Raw genomic sequence first — 18,057 nt, forward strand, 5'->3', positions numbered from 1 at the left:
GTTTTGGTTCAAGGTTGATGGGTTTTTTGTTGCCTGAATTTTGCGATCGCTGACTCCCTCCCCCCGAAACTCTCTCACATTTGCAGCATGCTGGTTATGACACATACTTTTAGTCAGAGCTAAATGATAATGGGGGGTGCTATGTTACTCGCAGGCAAAGTCGCGGTAATCTTCGGAGGCAGCGGCGCTATAGGTAGTGCAGTTGCGCATGCCATGGCGCGTGAAGGCGCCCATGTGTATCTGGGCGCGAGCAGTCAGGAAAAGCTGGATTGGGCGGCCAGTAGCATTCGAACCGCGGGCGGTGCCGTCGAAACCTTTGTCACCGATGTACTCGACGAATACGGCACCTCAAAACCAGTTACTCAGCTTGCGCAGCAAACCGGTGGAATAGATGTGGTGGTTAACGCAACCGGCTTTATGCATGAACAGGGCAAACGCATCGAGGCGTTATCCCTTTCTGAGTTTATGAGCGGTATCACCCCTTTCCTCTCGGCGCAGTTCAATATCGCAAAAGCCGTAACACCACACATGGGCGGCAATCGTGCGGGCGTCATTCTCACCGTTGTTGCGCCCGCGGCCCCGATGGCGATACCTGGACATCTGGGACACATCGTTGGCTGTGCGGGAACAGAGGCCTTTATTAAAGCGCTTGCCAGCGAACTGGGGCCGGCGAATATTCGGGTCGTCGGCGTGCGCTCGCATGCGATTGTGGATGCCGTTCAGGCCGGTTCCTATACCGGGGAGATTTTTACCGCTAAAGCGCAGTCAATAGGTATAACCGTCGCACAATGGTTAGGTGGTGCGGCGCAAAGTACCATGCTTGGGCGTCTGCCTACGCTTGCACAAATCGCTGAGGTAATGACCTTTCTGGCTTCAGACCATGCCGGAGCAATCACCGCAACGGTGGTGAATATTACCGGCGGCGCTACGCACAACTGACCGTCGCGGGCAACCCCGCAATACGCTCCACCATCAGCAAGATATCTTCTCGCCGCAGCGGCTTTTTGTCCGTGACAAAATGCAGCGTCATCCCTTCAATAAACGCATCCAGCGCCCGCGCCGTAACCGGAGAAAACCACTGCTCCAGCGTTTGTTGGCTGCGTAACATCCAGTTTTGCATCACCGTTTTTAGTGCCGGTTTACGGCTGGCGAAGGCATACAGCTGATACATGAGTTCCATGTTATCGGGTGTCGTGACCTGGGAGCTGTAAATCATATCGGTAATCGCATGGCAAGCCTGCGACGCATCCGCAACGTCGGCAAAAAAAGCCTGATACTGCAGCATCATCCTGTCAGTAAAACGGTCAAACGCCTCCATTAAAAGCTCATCAATTCCCGAAAAATAATAGGTCATAGAACCCAAGGGCACCTGAGCAATTGTCGCAATCTTCCGATGTGTAACCGCATGAATACCATGGGCTATTACCGCATCCAGAGTCGCCTGAACTATTTTTTCCCGCCGCTGCGGATCGTTCGCACGTCGCACTGCATTACCTCTTCTTGCATTTGTGTACAAATGTACACAACCTTGCTAAGGTTGTCTTCTTTCCTCTTTTCTTCGGCTCGAATTCATGACTGGCATCTCATCACGCAAAGCCTTAAGACGTCGCACCTGGGCACTGTTCACGTTCTTCTTTTTACCAGGATTATTAATGGCCTCCTGGGCAACGCGTACCCCTGCCATCAGAGATATCCTCTCCATCTCAACCGCCGAAATGGGCGCGGTGCTGTTTGGACTCTCAATTGGTTCGATGAGTGGCATTCTTTGTTCGGCCTGGCTGGTGAAACGATTTGGCACGCGTAAAGTGATCCGCACCACCATGTCTTGCGCAGTCCTCGGAATGGCAATCCTCAGCGTGGCGCTCTGGCTGCATTCCGCATGGCTTTTCGCATTTGGTCTGGGCGTGTTCGGCGCCAGCTTTGGCGCAGCAGAAGTTGCCATCAACGTCGAAGGTGCGGCTGTTGAGCGCGAAATGAATAAAACCGTACTGCCGATGATGCACGGTTTTTACAGCCTGGGAACGCTGGCGGGTGCCGGAGTCGGGATGATGCTTACCGCCTTCAGCGTACCGGCGACCGCGCATATCTTGCTGGCGGCGATGGTGGCTATCACCCCTATCTTCATCGCCATCAAAGCCATTCCTGACGGCACGGGTAAAAATGCCGCTGACGGGTCTCACTCCGGCGAAAAAGGACTGCCTTTTTATCGCGATATTCAGTTATTGCTGATTGGCGTCGTGGTGCTCGCAATGGCATTTGCTGAAGGTTCCGCCAACGACTGGCTTCCGCTGCTGATGGTGGACGGACATGGATTTAGCCCGACATCAGGCTCGCTGATTTATGCCGGATTTACGCTGGGTATGACCGTTGGACGATTTACTGGCGGCTGGTTCATCGACCGCTACAGCCGCGTCGCGGTAGTGCGCGCCAGTGCGCTAATGGGTGCTCTTGGGATTAGCCTGATTATTTTTGTCGACAGCACTTGGGTGGCGGGTGTTTCCGTTATTTTGTGGGGACTCGGCGCATCACTGGGCTTCCCACTGACCATTTCGGCTGCCAGCGACACCGGCCCCGATGCTCCAACCCGCGTCAGCGTTGTCGCCACTACCGGCTATCTGGCATTCCTGGTTGGACCACCGCTGCTGGGCTACCTGGGTGAACACTACGGCCTGCGTAGCGCTATGCTGGTGGTGCTGGCGCTGGTGCTTGTCGCCGCCATCGTCGCGAAAGCGGTGGCAAAACCGGATCTCAAAAACACCACTGTGATGGAGAACAGCTAATGCGTATCAAACTGATTGCAGTCGACATGGACGGCACATTTTTAAGCGACCAAAAAACCTATAATCGTGAGCGCTTTATGGCGCAATATCGCCAGATGAAAGAACAAGGGATCCGCTTTGTGGTCGCCAGCGGCAACCAATATTACCAGCTCATCTCCTTTTTTCCTGAACTGGCCAGTGAAATCTCATTTGTTGCCGAAAACGGCGGATGGGTGGTCAGTGAAGGGGAAGATGTCTTTAACGGCGAGCTGGCAAAAGACGATTTCCAGGCCATCGTGGAACATCTGCTGACCCGTACGGACACCGACATTATCGCCTGCGGTAAAAATAGCGCTTATACCCTGAAGCGGTACAGCGATGAGCATAAGACGGTCTCCGCCATGTATTATCATCGTCTTGAATTTGTGGATAATTTTGACAACCTCAATGACGTTTTCTTCAAGTTCGGGCTAAATATTTCAGACGATCGTATCCCCCAGGTGCAGGCTGACCTCCATGAGGCGATTGGCGACATTATGGTACCGGTACATACCGGCTACGGCAGCATCGATTTAATTATACCCGGAGTGCATAAGGCAAACGGTCTGCGTCTGCTGCAACAACGCTGGAATATTACCGACGATGAGGTTGTTGTGTTTGGCGATGGCGGCAATGATATTGAGATGCTGCGTCAGGCAGGATTTAGTTTTGCAATGGCGAACGCCCATGAGCCGGTTATCCAGGCGGCAAAATATCGCGCAGGGTCGAACAATGAAGAGAGCGTGCTGGATATTATCGACCGCGTGTTAAAGAATGAAGCACCGTTTACGCAATAACGCCTCAGCACAGACGGCAACAAAATGATGGCATGATCTATTCATAATCCGCCTCAAATTAACCCGCTGGATTATTACCTCCAGTGAATATTCAGACGAGCGGATTATGAAGAAAAGTGTACTGATAGCGACATTGTTGCTGGGTTTTGCGGGGACAACATTTGCGCAAAGCGTTACCGTTGATGTACCAAGCGGTTATAAGGTGGTGGTAGTGCCCTCTTCCGTCAGCGTTCCGCAGGCGGTCAGCGTTACCACCGCGCCACAAACGGTGTATGTTGCTCCGACGCCTGCCCCGGCCCCTGTCTATCGCGCACATCCTTATGCGCGACATGTTGCCAGCGTCGGTGAAGGAATGATCATCGAACACCAGATTGACGATCACCACTAAGTTTTTGCCTGGCCCGGGCAACCGGGCTTTAACCTTCCCGTGAATCCCCTACCCGTTTATCTTTCAGAAAGATAACCATCAGAATCACCCACAGTACGCCGCTTGCCAGATTGAACAGGCTGAACAAGCCGTTTCCTCCGAGCAGATAAGCGTGTTTACTCAGCTCAATACCGACGGTAAAAATCAGCATCTGCAACATACCCATGGCGGCAGAAACCGTGCCCTTACTCATTTCACTGGCAAACAGCGTCAGACGTACCAGTCCCGCATTCGCCACGCCAATACCAAACGCATAGATGCTTAAACCCGCCGTCATCCATAGATAAGCATGGGATGACACCACCGTGGCCGCAGCGGCAATCACCAGCCCGACGGCGATTGGCCAGCCGCCCATGATAATCAGCGAACGTACGGTTTTTCGCGAGGTCAGGCGCGCCAGTACCAGGTTACCGGCAATCAACGCGCCAAAAATCGGCACCTGCAACAGGCCATATTCGTAGCTGCTGAGATGTTCACCGCTGATGATAATAATCGGGGACTGCGCAATCCACGCCAGTAACGGCAGGCTGACAAAACCCAATGCCAGCGCGCCTGCAACAAAGCGCACGTTCCTCAGCACCAGCTTATAATCTTTGCCCAGCTCTTTAATCGACAGCTTTTCACCAAGCCGGGTTGCCGTCTCCGGCATCGCGCGTTGCAGACCAAAAAAAGAGATGGCGGCCAGGGCGGCAAACAGGATAAACATCCCTTCCCACGGCAGAACATGTACCCAGGCTGCACCGACCAACGGCCCCAGCAGGGGCGCAATCAACGCTACGTTTGCCATCAGCGCGGTAATTTTTATGCACACCGCTTCTTCAAAGGATTCCTGAATTGCGGCGTAACCCACCGCACCAATAAAGCACAGGCTTATCCCTTGTAAAAAACGCAGGAAGGTAAATTGCTCAATATTCTGCGCAAGCAGGGTTGCAAGGCAGGTCACAATGAACCAGAGCACGCCGGTTAACATCACCGGGCGACGTCCAATTCGATCCGACAGCGGTCCTAATAACCACTGCAAAAACATGCCGCCAGCCAGATAGGCGGTCATGGATGTGGGCACCCAATCTAATCCGGCATTATATTGCTCCACCACCGCCAACATTCCGGGCTGGATCATATCGTTGCCGATATAAGTAGAGAATTCGTAAAGCACCAGACAGAGAGGGAAAAGTAATGCCTGACGCCCCAAACGGGCGCCTGAAGATAAACGGTTCTGCATGCAGTCTCTTAACTATAGAAAAATCGCGCAAAGTGTAATAAATGCGCCGTACTGGTGATAGTGAATTATGTGATTTGAAAGCAAATTGCGCACATTTTTACACTCATTTGCTCAGGAACATTTTGCGTTAAGGTTAATTTAAGTTGAGGCCGCTATCATGTTCAATAAGTCTCATTAATTGTCTGAAAAATAGTCATTTAACAGACAAATAAGACAAGACCGCTTTTTATCCCGTGAAAGCAATTTTATGCTCTCCCCTCTTGGGCCTTTTTAACGATTACACTGAGTCTGGACGTTATGCTGGAAAATCTGAACAACTCACTTTTTTATCTCATCAATGCCACGCCGGACTCTGCGCAATGGATGATATCGCTTGCCATTTTTATTGCCAAAGACCTGATTAACATCGTACCGCTGTTAGCCGTTGTGCTTTGGCTTTGGGGGCCGCGGGCCCAGGTTACTCTCCAGCGCCAGTTAGTTATAAAAATGGCGATTGCGCTGATCGTCGGTCTGACGATTTCATGGCTGATGGGGCATCTGTTCCCTCACGATCGTCCGTTTGTTAACCACATCGGTTACAACTTCCTGCATCATGCGGCGGATGACTCTTTCCCGAGCGATCACGGTACGGTTATCTTTACCTTTGCACTGGCTTTCTTGTTCTGGCATCGCCTGTGGACGGGCGCTCTGCTGATGGTCGTTGCTGTGGCGATTGCCTGGTCGCGGGTCTACCTTGGCGTACACTGGCCGCTGGATATGCTGGGAGGATTACTCGCCGGGCTGATTGGCTGCCTGAGCGCTCAGATGATCTGGCAGCGGTTTGGCACGCCCCTGTACCTCGGCTTGCAAAATGGCTATCGCGCCTGCTTCGCTCTGCCCATCCGTAAAGGCTGGGTGCGTGACTAACCCACGGTAAAAAGAGTAGTATTAAGCGCGATACTGAGCACTTATTCTACTCTCCAGGGGAACTATGGAAACTCGACGCGACGAGCGTATTGGTCAATTACTGCAGGCGCTGAAACGCAGCGATAAATTACACCTCAAAGAAGCCGCGACGCTGCTGGGCGTATCTGAGATGACCATTCGTCGCGACCTGAATAATCACGATGCTCCCGTCGTCTTGCTCGGGGGCTATATTGTTCTGGAACCCCGCAGCGCCAATCACTATTTAATCAGCGATCAAAAATCCCGACTGGTTGATGAAAAGCGCCGTGCCGCCCAGATGGCGGCAAGCCTCGTGCAGGCACATCAGACTATCTTTTTCGACTGTGGTACCACCACGCCGTGGATCATTGAGGCTATCGACAATGAATTGCCTTTCACCGCAATCTGCTACTCGCTGAATACGTTTCTGGTGCTACAGGAAAAACCGCAGTGCCGCGTCATTCTGTGTGGTGGCGAATTCCATGCCAGCAACGCAATTTTCAAACCGCTTGATTTCCAGGAAACGCTGAACAACCTGTGCCCGGATATCGCTTTTTATTCCGCAGCTGGCGTTCATATTGAGAAAGGCGCGACCTGTTTTAACCTGGAAGAGCTACCGGTGAAGCACTGGGCGATGTCGATGGCGCAGCATCACGTGCTGGTGGTCGATCACAGCAAATTTGGTAAGGTGCGTCCTGCGCGGATGGGTGAAGTAAAACGCTTTAATACCATCGTCAGCGATAGCCGTCCTGACGAGGCGTTTGTTGAGCACGCGAAAGCGCAACGTATCAAACTGATGTATTAAGCGATACTGCCGGATGGCGATAGCGTCATCCGGCAAACGCTAAGATTAAGAGAACCAGCCGCCAAACCACTGGTGGAATTTCATCATCACAAAGTCCCACATGCGACTAAAGAATCCCCCCTCTTCCACGGCCTCCATCACCATCAGTGGACGCTGCTCGATGGATTTCCCGTTCAACTGGAAGTCGATAGTCCCCACAACCTGGCCTTTCTTCAGCGGCGCGGTTAACTGTGGTTCGGTCAGGGTAAAGCTGGCCTTCAGGTTTTTGAGCTGACCACGCGGGATAGTCACCGAGCCCGCTTCTCCGGCACCCAAATTAACTTCACTCTTATCACCAAACCAGACGCGCTGCGTCACGAAAGTGGCATCCGGTTTAATCGGCGTAACGGTTTCAAAGAAGCGGAAGCCCCAGGTCAGCAGCTTTTCTGACTCATTAAAACGAATGCGGTCGGTTTTCGCCCCCAACACCACGGAAATCAGGCGCATATCCCCCTGGGTCGCGGAAGCGACCAGGTTGTATCCCGCCCCGGCCGTGGTACCGGTTTTCATACCGTCCACGTTCAGGTTGGTGCTCCACAACAAACGGTTGCGGTTCGGCTGGCGGATTTTATTAAAGGTAAATTCTTTCTCTTTGTGGATAGCGTACTCTTCCGGTACATCGTGGATTAGCGCCTTCCCGAGCAGGGCCATATCACGTGCGGTACTGAACTGTCCTGCCGCATCCAGGCCATGCACGGTCTGGAAAGTGGTATTGGTCAGCCCCAGTTTTTTCGCGTAGCCGTTCATCAGACCAATGAAGGATTCCTGGCTGCCGGCAACGTAATCAGCCAGTGCGATACAGGCATCGTTACCAGACTGGATGATAACGCCTTTGTTCAGATCGGACACTGCAACCTGATCGCCGGGTTTGAGGAACATAACCGACGAACCGCGCAGGGCCGGATTACCGGTCGCCCAGGCGTCTTTGCCCACGGTGACCATGTCGTTGAGGTTAATTTTCCCGGCCTTCAGCGCCTGACCGACCACATAGCTGGTCATGATCTTGGTCAGACTGGCAGGATCCAGTTTCTCATCAGCATTACCTTCCGCCAGTACCTTACCGCTGGCGTAATCCATTAGGATCCACGCGCGCGCGTCGACGCTCGGTGGGGCCGTTGGTTGCTCCGCCGCCTGTACGCTCGGCGCCAAAAGGATTAAGAGTGCAGAACCTGCAGCAAAGCTGCGAAGTGAAGAGAAGTATTGCGTCATAAATGCCACCCGAGTATCCATTCCAAAAAACCACGTCATACCACACCGTGTTTACACAAAACCGGCCAGGCGACCCTGGCCAACCCATACAGAAAAGGTCTGATGGATGACGTGTAAAATAAGTGCGGTGAGTAATAACGCACTAACGAGCTTAAAGAAACCGTAAGTTGGTAAAGTTTTTAAAGTTTATGCAATAACACCGCGCTGCGCTGCTCCTGGCACGATTTTTTTAGACTTTGTTGCGTAAATATTAGGTTTACCCCACCATGTGGGCTAGTCAGATGGCATCTGCAGCCATAAAGCTGCTCAATTAATTTGCGGGGTTACTATGATTACACTGTGGGGTCGCAATAACTCGACCAACGTAAAAAAAGTATTGTGGACGCTCGAGGAACTGGAACTGCCGTATAACCAAATTCTGGCGGGCGGACAGCATGGCGGTAACCGCGATGCCGACTATCTGGCACTCAACCCGAACGGACTGGTCCCGCTGCTACGTGATGATGAAACGGACGTTGTTCTGTGGGAATCCAATACCATTGTCCGCTATCTGGCAGCTCAGTACGGACAAAAGCGTTTGTGGATTGACGCCCCGGCCGCGCGCGCCGTCGGTGAAAAATGGATGGACTGGGCAAACCAGACGCTAAGTCCTGCGCATCGGGTTATCTTGTTTGGCCTGGTCAGAACCCCTGCCGAGAAACGCGATATGGCGGCAATCGAGGCGGGTAGTCAGGTGTGCGATAACCTGTTTGCTATTCTGGATAACGCGCTGGCGGACCAGCCATGGTTCTCCGGGGCTGAATTTGGCACTGCCGATATCGCCGTTGCGCCGTTTATCTATAACCTGTTCAACGTTGGCCTGAGCTGGACCCCGCGCCCACATCTGGAGAACTGGTATCAGCAACTGACCGAACGTCCGGCGTTTCAAAAAGTCGTAATGATCCCGGTCAGCTAACTAAATCAGGGACTCACTTTCAGTAATTCCCCGTCGGACTCGTCGGTTAGTACGTATAAGTACCCGTCTGGTCCGACGCGCACATCACGGATCCGTTGTCCCCTTTCCTGCAACAGACGCCCCTCTTCGGTGACGGCATTCCCTTTGACGCTCAGCACGATCACTTCTTTATCTTTCAACGCGCCAATGAATAACTTCTGCCGCCACTGTGGGAAGGTATCGCTATTATAAAAAGCCATTCCGCTGACCGCCGGTGACTTTTCCCAGTAAAAGATGGGTTGCTCTGTTCCAGCAACAATTGGGCCTTTTGCTTCGGGAATTTTAAGACCACTGTAGTTAACGCCCCAGGTCGCAAGCGGCCAGCCATAGTTTTTCCCTTTCTCCGGGATATTGATTTCATCGCCCCCGCGTGGACCATGCTCATTGAGCCACAGCGTATCGCTCCAGGGATTCATCGCCATCCCCTGCGGGTTGCGGATACCATATGACCAAATCTCTGCCCGCGCTCCTGCCCTCTTCACAAACGGATTATCCGGCGGAATTTTTCCTTCATCGGTCAGTCGTACGACCTTGCCCTGCAGCTTATCCAGATCCTGTGCGGTAGAACGTTGATTGTTTTCACCAAGGCCAATAAACAGATAACCGTTGCCATCAAAAACCATACGTCCGCCAAAATGGTTTCCGCTGGAGAGCTTCGGCTGTTGGCGAAAAATGGTCTGGAACCCTTGCAGATGTTTAAGATCGTCGCTCAGTCGTCCGTAACCAACCGCTGTCCCGGCGTTACCTTCACCGTCAGCTTCAGCAAAGCTAAGCCACACCCGGCGAGATTGTTTAAAATCCGGAGCTAATGCCACATCAAGCAATCCCCCCTGACCATTCGCCCAGACTTTGGGTACGCCGGTTAGCGGGTCGGAAAGCCCCTTTCCAGACTGCCAAAGTCGAAGCTGGCCGCCTTTGAGCGTAATGAGCATACCGCGATTGTCGGGTAAAAACGCCAGCGACCACGGATGATCGAGTTTCGTTTGCAGCACTTCCACCTCTACCGCGGCGGCATAAGAGGAAAATAGCGCGAGTGGGACAGCACAGAGAAAGAGTCGACGCATAACACCTCCTTAATGGCTCTGCATAAAGCGTAGCCAGCAAGGGGAATTATCCCTCCACATTTACATAATCTTAACGAAAAGGGGGAGCGCCCTCCCCCTGATTCAGACGTGTTCCAGCGTTGAATAAGATTGCAAACACTGGATACTTAGCGTCAGCGTTGTCAGGCAGTTTTCCAGTTTCTCTGCGTTAACGGCGATAAAGGTTGGACAATCGTGATGTCCACTCATAAGACAAACAGCGGCGGCGGCTAACGCCCCTTCAGCACGATGAAGGGCATTCCACTCTTCCTGATCAAGATGCATACCGTGAAGCTGTGATTGCTCGTGCAATTCGCGATTCAGTACAAAAAAATTATCACGCAGACGATCGCTCTCGCTGACTGACATGTAGCCTTTCGCTTTTCTCAACAGCAGATAAGCGGCAAGTTCGACACGGGCGTTTATCAATTTGTTGAGAAGATCGGTTCTCAGTCTGTCAACAACCATACTTTGTTCCTCCTCTTTCCAACTATGGTGCAACTTAATAGTATGGTCATTTTTTGAACAAAGTCGTGTCCAGGATCAATCCATCACCGAAAATTAACACAATTTACAAATAATCTTTAATTCCACGCCGGGCGTGGCGACTGATGGTATGAGATTGCGATACAATTTTTATTCAGAACTCTGTAGAATCCGTGCCCTGAATATTCCAATAACTGAACAATTTTTACGCTATGAGCAATGTAACCCACCAGCCGAAAATCGGCTTTGTCTCCCTCGGCTGCCCGAAAAATCAATAAATATATTGTGTTATTTTTTATGCTATTCAGTTAACTTATTGATAATCAACTAATACCGATTCACATGTTACCTTCGTACCGTTCCATTGGTCACGATAGATTGATGTACCAATGCCCACACCAGGATGTAAGATTAGCCCCGTATCCTTTTCAAATTTCAGGTACTTGGTTGTCTGTACTGAACGATCATAGTACGTGTGGCCTGAATACTTAAATCCCGCACTACCCTGTGGAACAATCCATGCCCCATAACTGGAATACTCCCTTGCCCTATCAATTATCTTGTACTCGAATTCACTACCCGTATAACGGCCTGTATACGTCCCTGACGTTTTGATCTTCCCAAATGGGGGATTGCCATACGCTACACGGTAGAAACGTTCTGGTGTGTATTGGAGTGCGTCACCTGTGACCCATTCGGCTTGTGGCAATACCCGCTTTCCAATCATTACGTACTCTGGATTCAGCTCTACACATGTTATGTGCGATGGTTTATTACGTATGAACTGGAAGTAGCTAAGTCGCCCGATACCCGCACATAATTCTATACAGTCATCACTACAGCCAGCATCTAGCATGAAATCCCATGCCAACATTTCGGGAGTGAAGAAAGCACCAGTAGCTCCGATACCATCACCTTTGTAATTATTGAAGATAAACTCTTTATCATCTTCTGCTAGTTGCCTATCTGAATGTACTAACTCCATCACTTTTAAATGTAGTTGTGATTCCTTTTTAGTTATTCTTGCCATAAAATACCCTTGTACAGTTGTTGTACGGGTATTTAGGGGAACTCGATGAGCCTTATCGATTTAAGTTTTTCAGGATTATCAAAACCTGGAACAAAACTTATTGAAAAAGTCAGTGATGCGATTGGCGTGCTTTATGAACCTACAAGAATCAGGAAAAAAGCGAAGGCTGAAGCTGAAGCTAAACGTACAGAGCTAATTTCGAGGTTAGAGCTTGAGGGAATAGAAAAACGGGCAGTTGAGCGTTTTCTCAAACGTGAAACTAAACGACAAGAAAACATTGAAAATATTACAATACAAGCAGCACAAAGCCTATCTGAGACTGATAATGTTTCTGATATTGACGACGATTGGATAGAGGCTTTCTTCAGAGAGTGTGAGGATATTAATGACGAACAAATGCAAACGCTATGGGGAAGAATTTTATCCGAAGAAGCAAAGTCAAAAGGTTCTTTTAGTCGTAGAACCTTAAAACTATTGTCAACCTTAAGCAAAGAAGAAGCGAATCTTATTACTTATTTTGGCAAGTTTGTTTGGCAGGCAAGTAACCTTACTCCAATTTTATTGACCGATGAGAATGGAAACACTGAAGGTATAACCTTCAATGAACTTTCTGTTTTAGACTCTTTAGGAGTTATTCAACAAGGCATTGGCTACCATTTAACCTTCGGTAGTAAAAAAGGTCGTATTGGCTATTACGGAATGGCATTTTTAGTTGAATTTCAGAGCGATGATTCATCAACTTGGAATCTACAAATAGGAACGGCTTTACTTACGCCTATCGGTCAAGAATTGATCAGAATTTGCGGCTCCACTCCAGATATTGCGTATGTACATAAATTCCTCAACAAAACAAATGTTGAAGGAAGCCAAGTAAAGCTATCAATGCTTACTATGTAAAAAAGGCCGGATTACCGGCCTAAGTTCCACTAACCATAATTAAAAACACCTGCAAGAAATGCTCTAATGGGCTTGTATTGCCACTAATCTAAAATGCATCAGTACTGATACAATAATCCAGCAATCACGCTAATGGTAAAATTCCTGTAACATTAATCCACCCTATAACCTCTTTATCAGCATATGTTATCTACTCACCAGAACGTACTAACTTCATCTACCTATTATGATTAGTAGATTTCTTTTTAGCTACTTTTGCCATAAAATACCCTTATACAATTTATGCACAGGTAGTTAGGGAATTATTAATGAAAACCTTCAAACTATTAGCAGCAATTATAGTCATTACATTATTATCTATAGCCGCTAATATTGCGTTGATTTATCTATGCCCAGATACTGAATATTCACTTTGGGTTAGTGCACAATCTTTGATCTTGACATTCATTGCAGCCACTTATTCCGTGAAAACAAAGATAAATCATTTCCTAGAACGGGAAATCGATCTTATTGGTGTGTTCAGTGTGGCTGTAGCTATCAGTGCATCCATAACATCATTTTATGTAAATGATAAGTTTAAATTTCCCGATACATTAATATATTCCTTAGTGATTATTTTAGGAATGGCATACATCATTTGGGATTATAAAAAATTTAAAAACAAAACAACACGGTACTTGCCAAATATAAAAAGCACATCTACGTTTAGAGAGACAAATAGCCAAATAGTTATAACCACAAGAATAGATAAAGCCCCATAAGGGGCTTCATTTAGATTTTAACATCCCTTTAATTTCTGAAATGTCACTTTTTATTTTTGAAAGTTCTCGTACTAAATCATACAATTCATCAATATCTGCTTCATTGCTTTCAGTTTTAGTTTCTAATACTAGAAGTTTACTTTCAATATCACTTATACGTCTTTCGGCATCTAAGATCTCTTGTTTTCGTCTGTAGAGTAGACGCCCCATAAATGTACAAAAGGCCATTAATAGACCCCCTATCGCGATGTAGTCCATTACGTGTTTCCTTTTAATATGAGTCATAAACGTCGGTGTTAATGTAATAACACGTTCGATTAATAACCCCTTCATTTTCGTTTGCGTACATTCCATCTTCTACTTGAGTGGATGCCCGTTCTAAGTTTGTGCCTTTAGCATTAAAACTGTACTGTGTTCTACCCCGAATCGGTCTGCGATTTCTTGCCACGTGTAGCGGGTTCCATCGTCTTTAATCTTTACCATTACTCATATCCTATTCATTTACTATTAATAGGTAATAATTATTTTATTTTCGTTATGAAAGTTTTACCTTTCGTTTTGTTTGTTTTCGATCAAAATCCCCACGAATGTGAAAGATAATTCGCGGAGGAAACTCGAATATATCTGTACCCCTAAGAATCATTTGATTATCCGTGTACATTAAAAAATCTATATGTATTTATTTTTTTAATACTTGGATAACAGACACAAAAAAGCCCACTATAATTAGTGGGCTTAGAAAAAAATAAATTAGTTCATTGCTTCTACCTTCCAGCGGCCACCGGGCTGCGTGATCTCATATTCATATCGATCATCACACCACACAACAGCTTTACCTGAGAAGTTTGCTGTACTGAACGCTGTAACCTTATCACATTTATAGTCACGCGATTGGATCAATGCTTGAGCAAAATCTTTTGCATCTTGTTCATCATCAGCTTGCACTGCAAATGGGGCTAGCAAAATTGCGATTGCGATGATACTTTTCATTTTATTTCCTTATAACTTTGAGAAGTTATCAATTATAATATGAGTACGTCTTTTTTTATCCTACCAAAAACTATAGTAATTATTATTTTGTAAAGTGAATTAGCATAACTTTACTCATGCTTCAATAATATTGTTCTGTGTTGATTATTTTTTAACATTACATCTCACTTCATAATTCATATAACCATCTTTATCTAAGTACATATTTCCATAATAATATCCTCTATCTAAAGTATCCACTATGATCAACTCTTGCTCGCCATTTTCTGATGAATATCTATATGAACCATAAGGTACTGGCATTTGATCATAAACTCGCTTCGTCAGAAAATAGTTGTCTGTGACAACGGTATCACCTCTAATGTCTGTACAATTAAAATTTGGTAAATTCTTTGCAATTACTGTACCGCTAAAAACAGTCAAAATAATAAACAATAATTTCATTGCACCATAACCTTTTACCTACGAATCATAAGTAGGCTTTCATCTTAATTTAATTGTTTTAATGGATATGAGTTAGATGTACTTGAACCATCGCTATACACCTCTGATATAGTCAGTTTGTTCCCATCCACTTTGTATTTTACTACACTATCAGCCGGGTCATTTCTCCAACGACCTGAGCTATCTGGATTGTTTGATGCCCACATAACTTGATCATCAATCAGCTTACACTTGATAGCCCATCTTGTGCTGTCATCTTTACGTATGTAATGGACATAGGCTACATCTGATTGAATCTTATCAAGCTTCATTATTTTATGATCTCGCCCAAACATAGATGCAGCTGCCGCTTTGCAGATCTGACCAACATTAGCTTCCGCTGCGTAGAGTGAAGAACTGAACAATAATGGCACAATAACTAATAATTTTATCATCGCATATCGTCTCGTAATAAAATTTGATTTAACTTTACTTTCTTAACAACTCTTTTAATTCGTCAACTGTCTTCATTTCTTTTCCAATATGAATCATTGCATGACAGTTTGCACATAAAGGAATGAGATCTTTAATTGGGTCAATCTTATAGCGTTTGCCAATAGTATGTAGTGGCACTATATGATGAACATGAATATAATTTTTTCCGTGTTTACCATACATTTTTTCAAAATTAAAACCACAGACAGCACAACTCAAACCATGTTTATCGATACATTCTTTTCTCGCCTTTGGATCTCTCTCATAGTACGTTGCAATCCTTTGACGCTTTTCCCCCTCATAGTATTCATTTTCGATTTCGGGAGTAAATGAATAGAAATCTTCATCGGTGGCGTACCAATCCCCATCAATTTTTGTAAGATATTTTCGTACTATTTTCTTTTCAAAATGTTTAATCCTAGCAGCACCATTTTCAGTTGTTTTCTCATGCCTAGTCTGGCTAAAGGTAAAGAGACTGTACCCTTCATGTAAAATCTTATCTATGTGTTCAACAGATTGTGTATAACCAGATTTTTTGTGTCCATTTACATTCTCACGCCAACTGCTAGCCAAGATTAAAACTTTCTTTCCATCATCTGATCTAAGATCTTCCCAAGCTCCAAAAATTATTTTTTTGTTGATCTCATCAATAAATGACCAACTCCAGTTATCATTTTTACATGTAGCACCTAAAGAACGCATGAACTCTGTACGGGACATTTTTTATCCTTAAAATGTGTGATCTACATCACTTAATACTATCGATTGTTGGAGGTTCCTATCGTTCGTACAGCTAACAAACCTACCTAAAATAAATAGAAACCTCCAACAATCGATAGTGTATGTGTGTTCCTTTTGATGGTAAAGTATTAGTAGGTAGTTTTTGGTACTACATTTTTACATAGCTATGTCTTTTGCTTAAGAAATGGAATTAAAATGCAAAACCTCAAAAAAATTAATTCAATACTAATTAGTACCGTATTGTTACTTGCTATTTTGATTGGTATTAAGATATTATTTTCTAATTTTAAAGACTTCGAATGGGGAAGTGTTACGGACTGGATTAGTTCACTGAGTACAGCTGGTACACTTTGTATTGCAATACTTGCATATATAAAAGTCCCTGAATGGATGGCACAGAAACACTATGATATTGCACACAGCATTATTGAAGATACTATCTATAATGATCTTGCTAAAGTCCGCACTTCCTCTCTATATTTAAAATTCAAAATTGTAAAATTATGCAAAAACCTAGTTCTTGCATTGAAAAATAGATTAGGTGAACCAAATTCCCTTAGTGACTCTATAAATGACATTGAGAAAGACCTAGATGCATTATTTATTCTATCTTACTCTATAATTAATCGATTGAATTCAGTTTCAAGGTATAATTATACCTTAACTGATTACGCTAAAAATATCTCTGCTGAATTACAAAAAATTTTAAATGAATTCAATGAAATTCATGAAGAAATTTTAGTCTTTAGTTCTGACATAGGAATGTTATATCATGCTGATGATACAGTAATTGAAGTCGCAATGACTGAAGGTAGAGACATTCAGAAAAAAGTCATTGATTTGAATATAAAAACATCACAATTCATCCGTGATATTCACTCTAGAAATAGACCTATAACTGATTTCATTCGATACAAAAAAAACCATAAGTTAGTATAGATAAGGATAGCATGTGACTACACAAATACGTACTTATAATTTACCAACTGAGCTTGTTGAACATTTTTCAAATAACATTGCGTATTTCGAAAAACTTTTGTCTAAGGATTTTTCTGACTTAAATATTAATATAACACCAGAAGACATTAAAAAAATAGAAAAGTCTTTCGAAGTATCACATCGGATACGTGATTTCGAAATCGGTTTGTATTGGAAAAGACTTAATTTTCTTTGGGCCATCACCGCATTGCTATTTGCTGGATGGGGAGCATTAATTTTCAAGATCATAGAATTTAATGAAGGAGAAGCACCATATATTATGTTTGCTTCGCTATCATTTCTTTCACTTATAGGAGGTATTGTAACAATCTTCACCAGTTTCATTATTGATGCAGGTAAGCATTGGCAAAAGGTTTGGGAGTATCATGTTTACACTCTTGAACCTTTTGTATCCGGCCATTTATATGCAATTAAGTTTAATTACAAAAACAAAAAAAAGGCATCAATTAGTAGAAGTGTAGAAACTTTTAATTATGCACTGTTGACGCTTTGGGCTTGCTCCTCAATTTTTGCAGCAATTATTCCTTCGCAGATTACTAATGATTCCGCACTATGGATACAATTCGGCATTTCACTTATAATTTGGGTAACATTCCGAAATATAGGTGCCTCTGTCACTAAGGAGGACTCTGGTAGAATAGAGCTTGAGTAATATATTTCTTTAAATAGCCCTACTATAGGGCTTTATTACTGAGAGTATTTCAGACACTTTATCATTTCTTGCTGCACTTGTTTATACTTCTCTACGTCTATTACTGTCATCAATTGAAATTCCTCTTCTTCAGTTTGGTTTAACAAGTACTGCAATGGGTCTCAATATATGTAGGACGAGGTTCGATATTAAATTGTGATGTATGCCTATTCAGTACTATACGTTCTATGCAATCGTAGAACACTACCATATTATCAAAGACATTTATAATTATCTCATCATTATA

22 protein-coding genes are annotated in these 18,057 nt (G+C 45.4%); 11 read left to right on the forward strand and 11 right to left on the reverse strand.

Annotated elements, in window-relative coordinates:
• Positions 1-141: 141 nt before the first annotated feature.
• Positions 142-939 carry an SDR family NAD(P)-dependent oxidoreductase gene (locus HV345_RS15505; RefSeq protein WP_181635778.1) on the forward strand — a complete coding sequence of 266 codons (798 nt, stop codon included), beginning with the start codon at positions 142-144 and terminating at the stop codon, positions 937-939.
• On the opposite strand, the gene HV345_RS15510 is transcribed toward HV345_RS15505, so the two are convergent.
• Positions 926-1,486 carry a TetR/AcrR family transcriptional regulator gene (locus HV345_RS15510; protein ID WP_181635779.1) on the reverse strand — a complete coding sequence of 187 codons (561 nt, stop codon included), beginning with the start codon at positions 1,484-1,486 and terminating at the stop codon, positions 926-928. The genes HV345_RS15505 and HV345_RS15510 overlap by 14 nt on opposite strands.
• An 85-nt stretch (positions 1,487-1,571) precedes the next feature.
• On the opposite strand from HV345_RS15510, the gene HV345_RS15515 reads away from it, so the two are divergent.
• From HV345_RS15515 to HV345_RS15525, 3 genes are all read left to right on the forward strand, one after another.
• Complete coding sequence (locus HV345_RS15515) at positions 1,572-2,780, forward strand: MFS transporter (RefSeq protein WP_029139467.1); 1,209 nt, start codon at positions 1,572-1,574, stop codon at positions 2,778-2,780.
• Complete coding sequence (locus HV345_RS15520) at positions 2,780-3,595, forward strand: Cof-type HAD-IIB family hydrolase (protein ID WP_181635780.1); 816 nt, start codon at positions 2,780-2,782, stop codon at positions 3,593-3,595. The genes HV345_RS15515 and HV345_RS15520 overlap by 1 nt, the downstream gene beginning before the upstream one ends.
• Positions 3,596-3,701: 106 nt before the next feature.
• On the forward strand, positions 3,702-3,983 hold the full coding sequence (locus tag HV345_RS15525) for a hypothetical protein (protein WP_047415290.1): 282 nt from the start codon (positions 3,702-3,704) through the stop codon (positions 3,981-3,983).
• 28 nt (positions 3,984-4,011) lie between these two features.
• Here the strand turns inward: HV345_RS15525 and HV345_RS15530 are convergent, their stop codons facing one another.
• On the reverse strand, positions 4,012-5,244 hold the full coding sequence (locus HV345_RS15530) for an MFS transporter (protein ID WP_047501216.1): 1,233 nt from the start codon (positions 5,242-5,244) through the stop codon (positions 4,012-4,014).
• Positions 5,245-5,541: 297 nt separating this feature from the next.
• On the opposite strand from HV345_RS15530, the gene ybjG reads away from it, so the two are divergent.
• Both ybjG and deoR read left to right on the forward strand, forming a co-directional pair.
• Positions 5,542-6,150 (forward strand): undecaprenyl-diphosphate phosphatase, encoded by a 609-nt coding sequence (gene ybjG, locus HV345_RS15535; protein WP_016156091.1) that lies wholly within the window; start codon positions 5,542-5,544, stop codon positions 6,148-6,150.
• A gap of 64 nt (positions 6,151-6,214) precedes the next feature.
• On the forward strand, positions 6,215-6,973 hold the full coding sequence (deoR, locus tag HV345_RS15540) for a DNA-binding transcriptional repressor DeoR (RefSeq protein ID WP_016156090.1): 759 nt from the start codon (positions 6,215-6,217) through the stop codon (positions 6,971-6,973).
• 45 nt (positions 6,974-7,018) lie between these two features.
• Here the strand turns inward: deoR and dacC are convergent, their stop codons facing one another.
• Positions 7,019-8,221 carry a serine-type D-Ala-D-Ala carboxypeptidase gene (gene dacC, locus HV345_RS15545; protein ID WP_016156089.1) on the reverse strand — a complete coding sequence of 401 codons (1,203 nt, stop codon included), beginning with the start codon at positions 8,219-8,221 and terminating at the stop codon, positions 7,019-7,021.
• A gap of 328 nt (positions 8,222-8,549) precedes the next feature.
• Here dacC and HV345_RS15550 point away from each other — a divergent pair, with 328 nt between their 5' ends.
• On the forward strand, positions 8,550-9,176 hold the full coding sequence (locus tag HV345_RS15550; protein ID WP_016156088.1) for a glutathione S-transferase family protein: 627 nt from the start codon (positions 8,550-8,552) through the stop codon (positions 9,174-9,176).
• A gap of 5 nt (positions 9,177-9,181) precedes the next feature.
• Here HV345_RS15550 and HV345_RS15555 read toward each other — a convergent pair whose 3' ends face one another.
• From HV345_RS15555 to HV345_RS15565, 3 genes are all read right to left on the reverse strand, one after another.
• Positions 9,182-10,279 carry a PQQ-dependent sugar dehydrogenase gene (locus HV345_RS15555; RefSeq protein ID WP_181598413.1) on the reverse strand — a complete coding sequence of 366 codons (1,098 nt, stop codon included), beginning with the start codon at positions 10,277-10,279 and terminating at the stop codon, positions 9,182-9,184.
• Between the two features lie 102 nt (positions 10,280-10,381).
• On the reverse strand, positions 10,382-10,765 hold the full coding sequence (gene bssR / locus HV345_RS15560; protein WP_094760733.1) for a biofilm formation regulator BssR: 384 nt from the start codon (positions 10,763-10,765) through the stop codon (positions 10,382-10,384).
• Positions 10,766-11,096: 331 nt separating this feature from the next.
• Positions 11,097-11,813: a methyltransferase gene (locus tag HV345_RS15565; RefSeq protein ID WP_181635781.1), complete on the reverse strand. Its 717-nt coding sequence runs from the start codon at positions 11,811-11,813 to the stop codon at positions 11,097-11,099.
• Between the two features lie 45 nt (positions 11,814-11,858).
• On the opposite strand from HV345_RS15565, the gene HV345_RS15570 reads away from it, so the two are divergent.
• Together HV345_RS15570 and HV345_RS15575 are read left to right on the forward strand one after the other, a co-directional pair.
• Positions 11,859-12,710 (forward strand): DUF2806 domain-containing protein, encoded by an 852-nt coding sequence (locus tag HV345_RS15570; RefSeq protein WP_047359411.1) that lies wholly within the window; start codon positions 11,859-11,861, stop codon positions 12,708-12,710.
• Positions 12,711-13,018: 308 nt separating this feature from the next.
• Positions 13,019-13,471, forward strand: a complete 453-nt coding sequence (locus HV345_RS15575; RefSeq protein WP_181635782.1) for a hypothetical protein — start codon at positions 13,019-13,021, stop codon at positions 13,469-13,471.
• 6 nt (positions 13,472-13,477) lie between these two features.
• Here the strand turns inward: HV345_RS15575 and HV345_RS15580 are convergent, their stop codons facing one another.
• The 5 genes from HV345_RS15580 to HV345_RS15600 form a co-directional block, all read right to left on the reverse strand.
• A complete protein-coding gene (locus HV345_RS15580) occupies positions 13,478-13,729 on the reverse strand; it encodes a hypothetical protein (RefSeq protein WP_240489697.1) in 252 nt (83 codons plus the stop codon).
• A 492-nt stretch (positions 13,730-14,221) separates the two neighbouring features.
• The gene (locus tag HV345_RS15585; RefSeq protein ID WP_047359414.1) at positions 14,222-14,461 is read right to left on the reverse strand and encodes a hypothetical protein; all 240 of its coding nucleotides are present in this window, start codon (positions 14,459-14,461) and stop codon (positions 14,222-14,224) included.
• Positions 14,462-14,605: 144 nt separating this feature from the next.
• Complete coding sequence (locus tag HV345_RS15590) at positions 14,606-14,905, reverse strand: hypothetical protein (RefSeq protein ID WP_131348175.1); 300 nt, start codon at positions 14,903-14,905, stop codon at positions 14,606-14,608.
• A 44-nt stretch (positions 14,906-14,949) separates the two neighbouring features.
• Positions 14,950-15,339 carry a hypothetical protein gene (locus tag HV345_RS15595; protein WP_110248939.1) on the reverse strand — a complete coding sequence of 130 codons (390 nt, stop codon included), beginning with the start codon at positions 15,337-15,339 and terminating at the stop codon, positions 14,950-14,952.
• A 34-nt stretch (positions 15,340-15,373) separates the two neighbouring features.
• A complete protein-coding gene (locus tag HV345_RS15600; RefSeq protein ID WP_047359415.1) occupies positions 15,374-16,099 on the reverse strand; it encodes an HNH endonuclease in 726 nt (241 codons plus the stop codon).
• Between the two features lie 216 nt (positions 16,100-16,315).
• On the opposite strand from HV345_RS15600, the gene HV345_RS15605 reads away from it, so the two are divergent.
• Entirely contained in the window at positions 16,316-17,059 is a 744-nt protein-coding gene (locus HV345_RS15605) for a hypothetical protein (protein WP_131348171.1), read from the forward strand.
• A gap of 13 nt (positions 17,060-17,072) precedes the next feature.
• On the forward strand, positions 17,073-17,771 hold the full coding sequence (locus HV345_RS15610) for a hypothetical protein (RefSeq protein WP_181635783.1): 699 nt from the start codon (positions 17,073-17,075) through the stop codon (positions 17,769-17,771).
• The last annotated feature ends 286 nt before the right edge of the window (positions 17,772-18,057 follow it).

It is taken from the genome of Citrobacter sp. RHBSTW-00986, from assembly GCF_013783065.1.
In the GTDB taxonomy this organism is placed as follows: Bacteria; Pseudomonadota; Gammaproteobacteria; order Enterobacterales; family Enterobacteriaceae; genus Citrobacter; species Citrobacter braakii.

Bases quoted from the DNA above. Each gene is read 5' to 3' on its own strand.
- HV345_RS15585 (WP_047359414.1), bottom strand. From the start codon at position 14,461: ATGAAAAGTATCATCGCAATCGCAATTTTGCTAGCCCCATTTGCAGTG.
- HV345_RS15605 (WP_131348171.1), top strand. From the start codon at position 16,316: ATGCAAAACCTCAAAAAAATTAATTCAATACTAATTAGTACCGTATTG.
- HV345_RS15505 (WP_181635778.1), top strand. From the start codon at position 142: ATGTTACTCGCAGGCAAAGTCGCGGTAATCTTCGGAGGCAGCGGCGCT.
- HV345_RS15515 (WP_029139467.1), top strand. From the start codon at position 1,572: ATGACTGGCATCTCATCACGCAAAGCCTTAAGACGTCGCACCTGGGCA.
- HV345_RS15520 (WP_181635780.1), top strand. From the start codon at position 2,780: ATGCGTATCAAACTGATTGCAGTCGACATGGACGGCACATTTTTAAGC.
- HV345_RS15525 (WP_047415290.1), top strand. From the start codon at position 3,702: ATGAAGAAAAGTGTACTGATAGCGACATTGTTGCTGGGTTTTGCGGGG.
- dacC (WP_016156089.1), bottom strand. From the start codon at position 8,221: ATGACGCAATACTTCTCTTCACTTCGCAGCTTTGCTGCAGGTTCTGCA.
- HV345_RS15550 (WP_016156088.1), top strand. From the start codon at position 8,550: ATGATTACACTGTGGGGTCGCAATAACTCGACCAACGTAAAAAAAGTA.
- HV345_RS15570 (WP_047359411.1), top strand. From the start codon at position 11,859: ATGAGCCTTATCGATTTAAGTTTTTCAGGATTATCAAAACCTGGAACA.
- HV345_RS15575 (WP_181635782.1), top strand. From the start codon at position 13,019: ATGAAAACCTTCAAACTATTAGCAGCAATTATAGTCATTACATTATTA.
- HV345_RS15530 (WP_047501216.1), bottom strand. From the start codon at position 5,244: ATGCAGAACCGTTTATCTTCAGGCGCCCGTTTGGGGCGTCAGGCATTA.
- HV345_RS15595 (WP_110248939.1), bottom strand. From the start codon at position 15,339: ATGATAAAATTATTAGTTATTGTGCCATTATTGTTCAGTTCTTCACTC.
- HV345_RS15565 (WP_181635781.1), bottom strand. From the start codon at position 11,813: ATGGCAAGAATAACTAAAAAGGAATCACAACTACATTTAAAAGTGATG.
- HV345_RS15555 (WP_181598413.1), bottom strand. From the start codon at position 10,279: ATGCGTCGACTCTTTCTCTGTGCTGTCCCACTCGCGCTATTTTCCTCT.
- bssR (WP_094760733.1), bottom strand. From the start codon at position 10,765: ATGGTTGTTGACAGACTGAGAACCGATCTTCTCAACAAATTGATAAAC.
- HV345_RS15590 (WP_131348175.1), bottom strand. From the start codon at position 14,905: ATGAAATTATTGTTTATTATTTTGACTGTTTTTAGCGGTACAGTAATT.
- HV345_RS15580 (WP_240489697.1), bottom strand. From the start codon at position 13,729: ATGGACTACATCGCGATAGGGGGTCTATTAATGGCCTTTTGTACATTT.
- HV345_RS15600 (WP_047359415.1), bottom strand. From the start codon at position 16,099: ATGTCCCGTACAGAGTTCATGCGTTCTTTAGGTGCTACATGTAAAAAT.
- deoR (WP_016156090.1), top strand. From the start codon at position 6,215: ATGGAAACTCGACGCGACGAGCGTATTGGTCAATTACTGCAGGCGCTG.
- ybjG (WP_016156091.1), top strand. From the start codon at position 5,542: ATGCTGGAAAATCTGAACAACTCACTTTTTTATCTCATCAATGCCACG.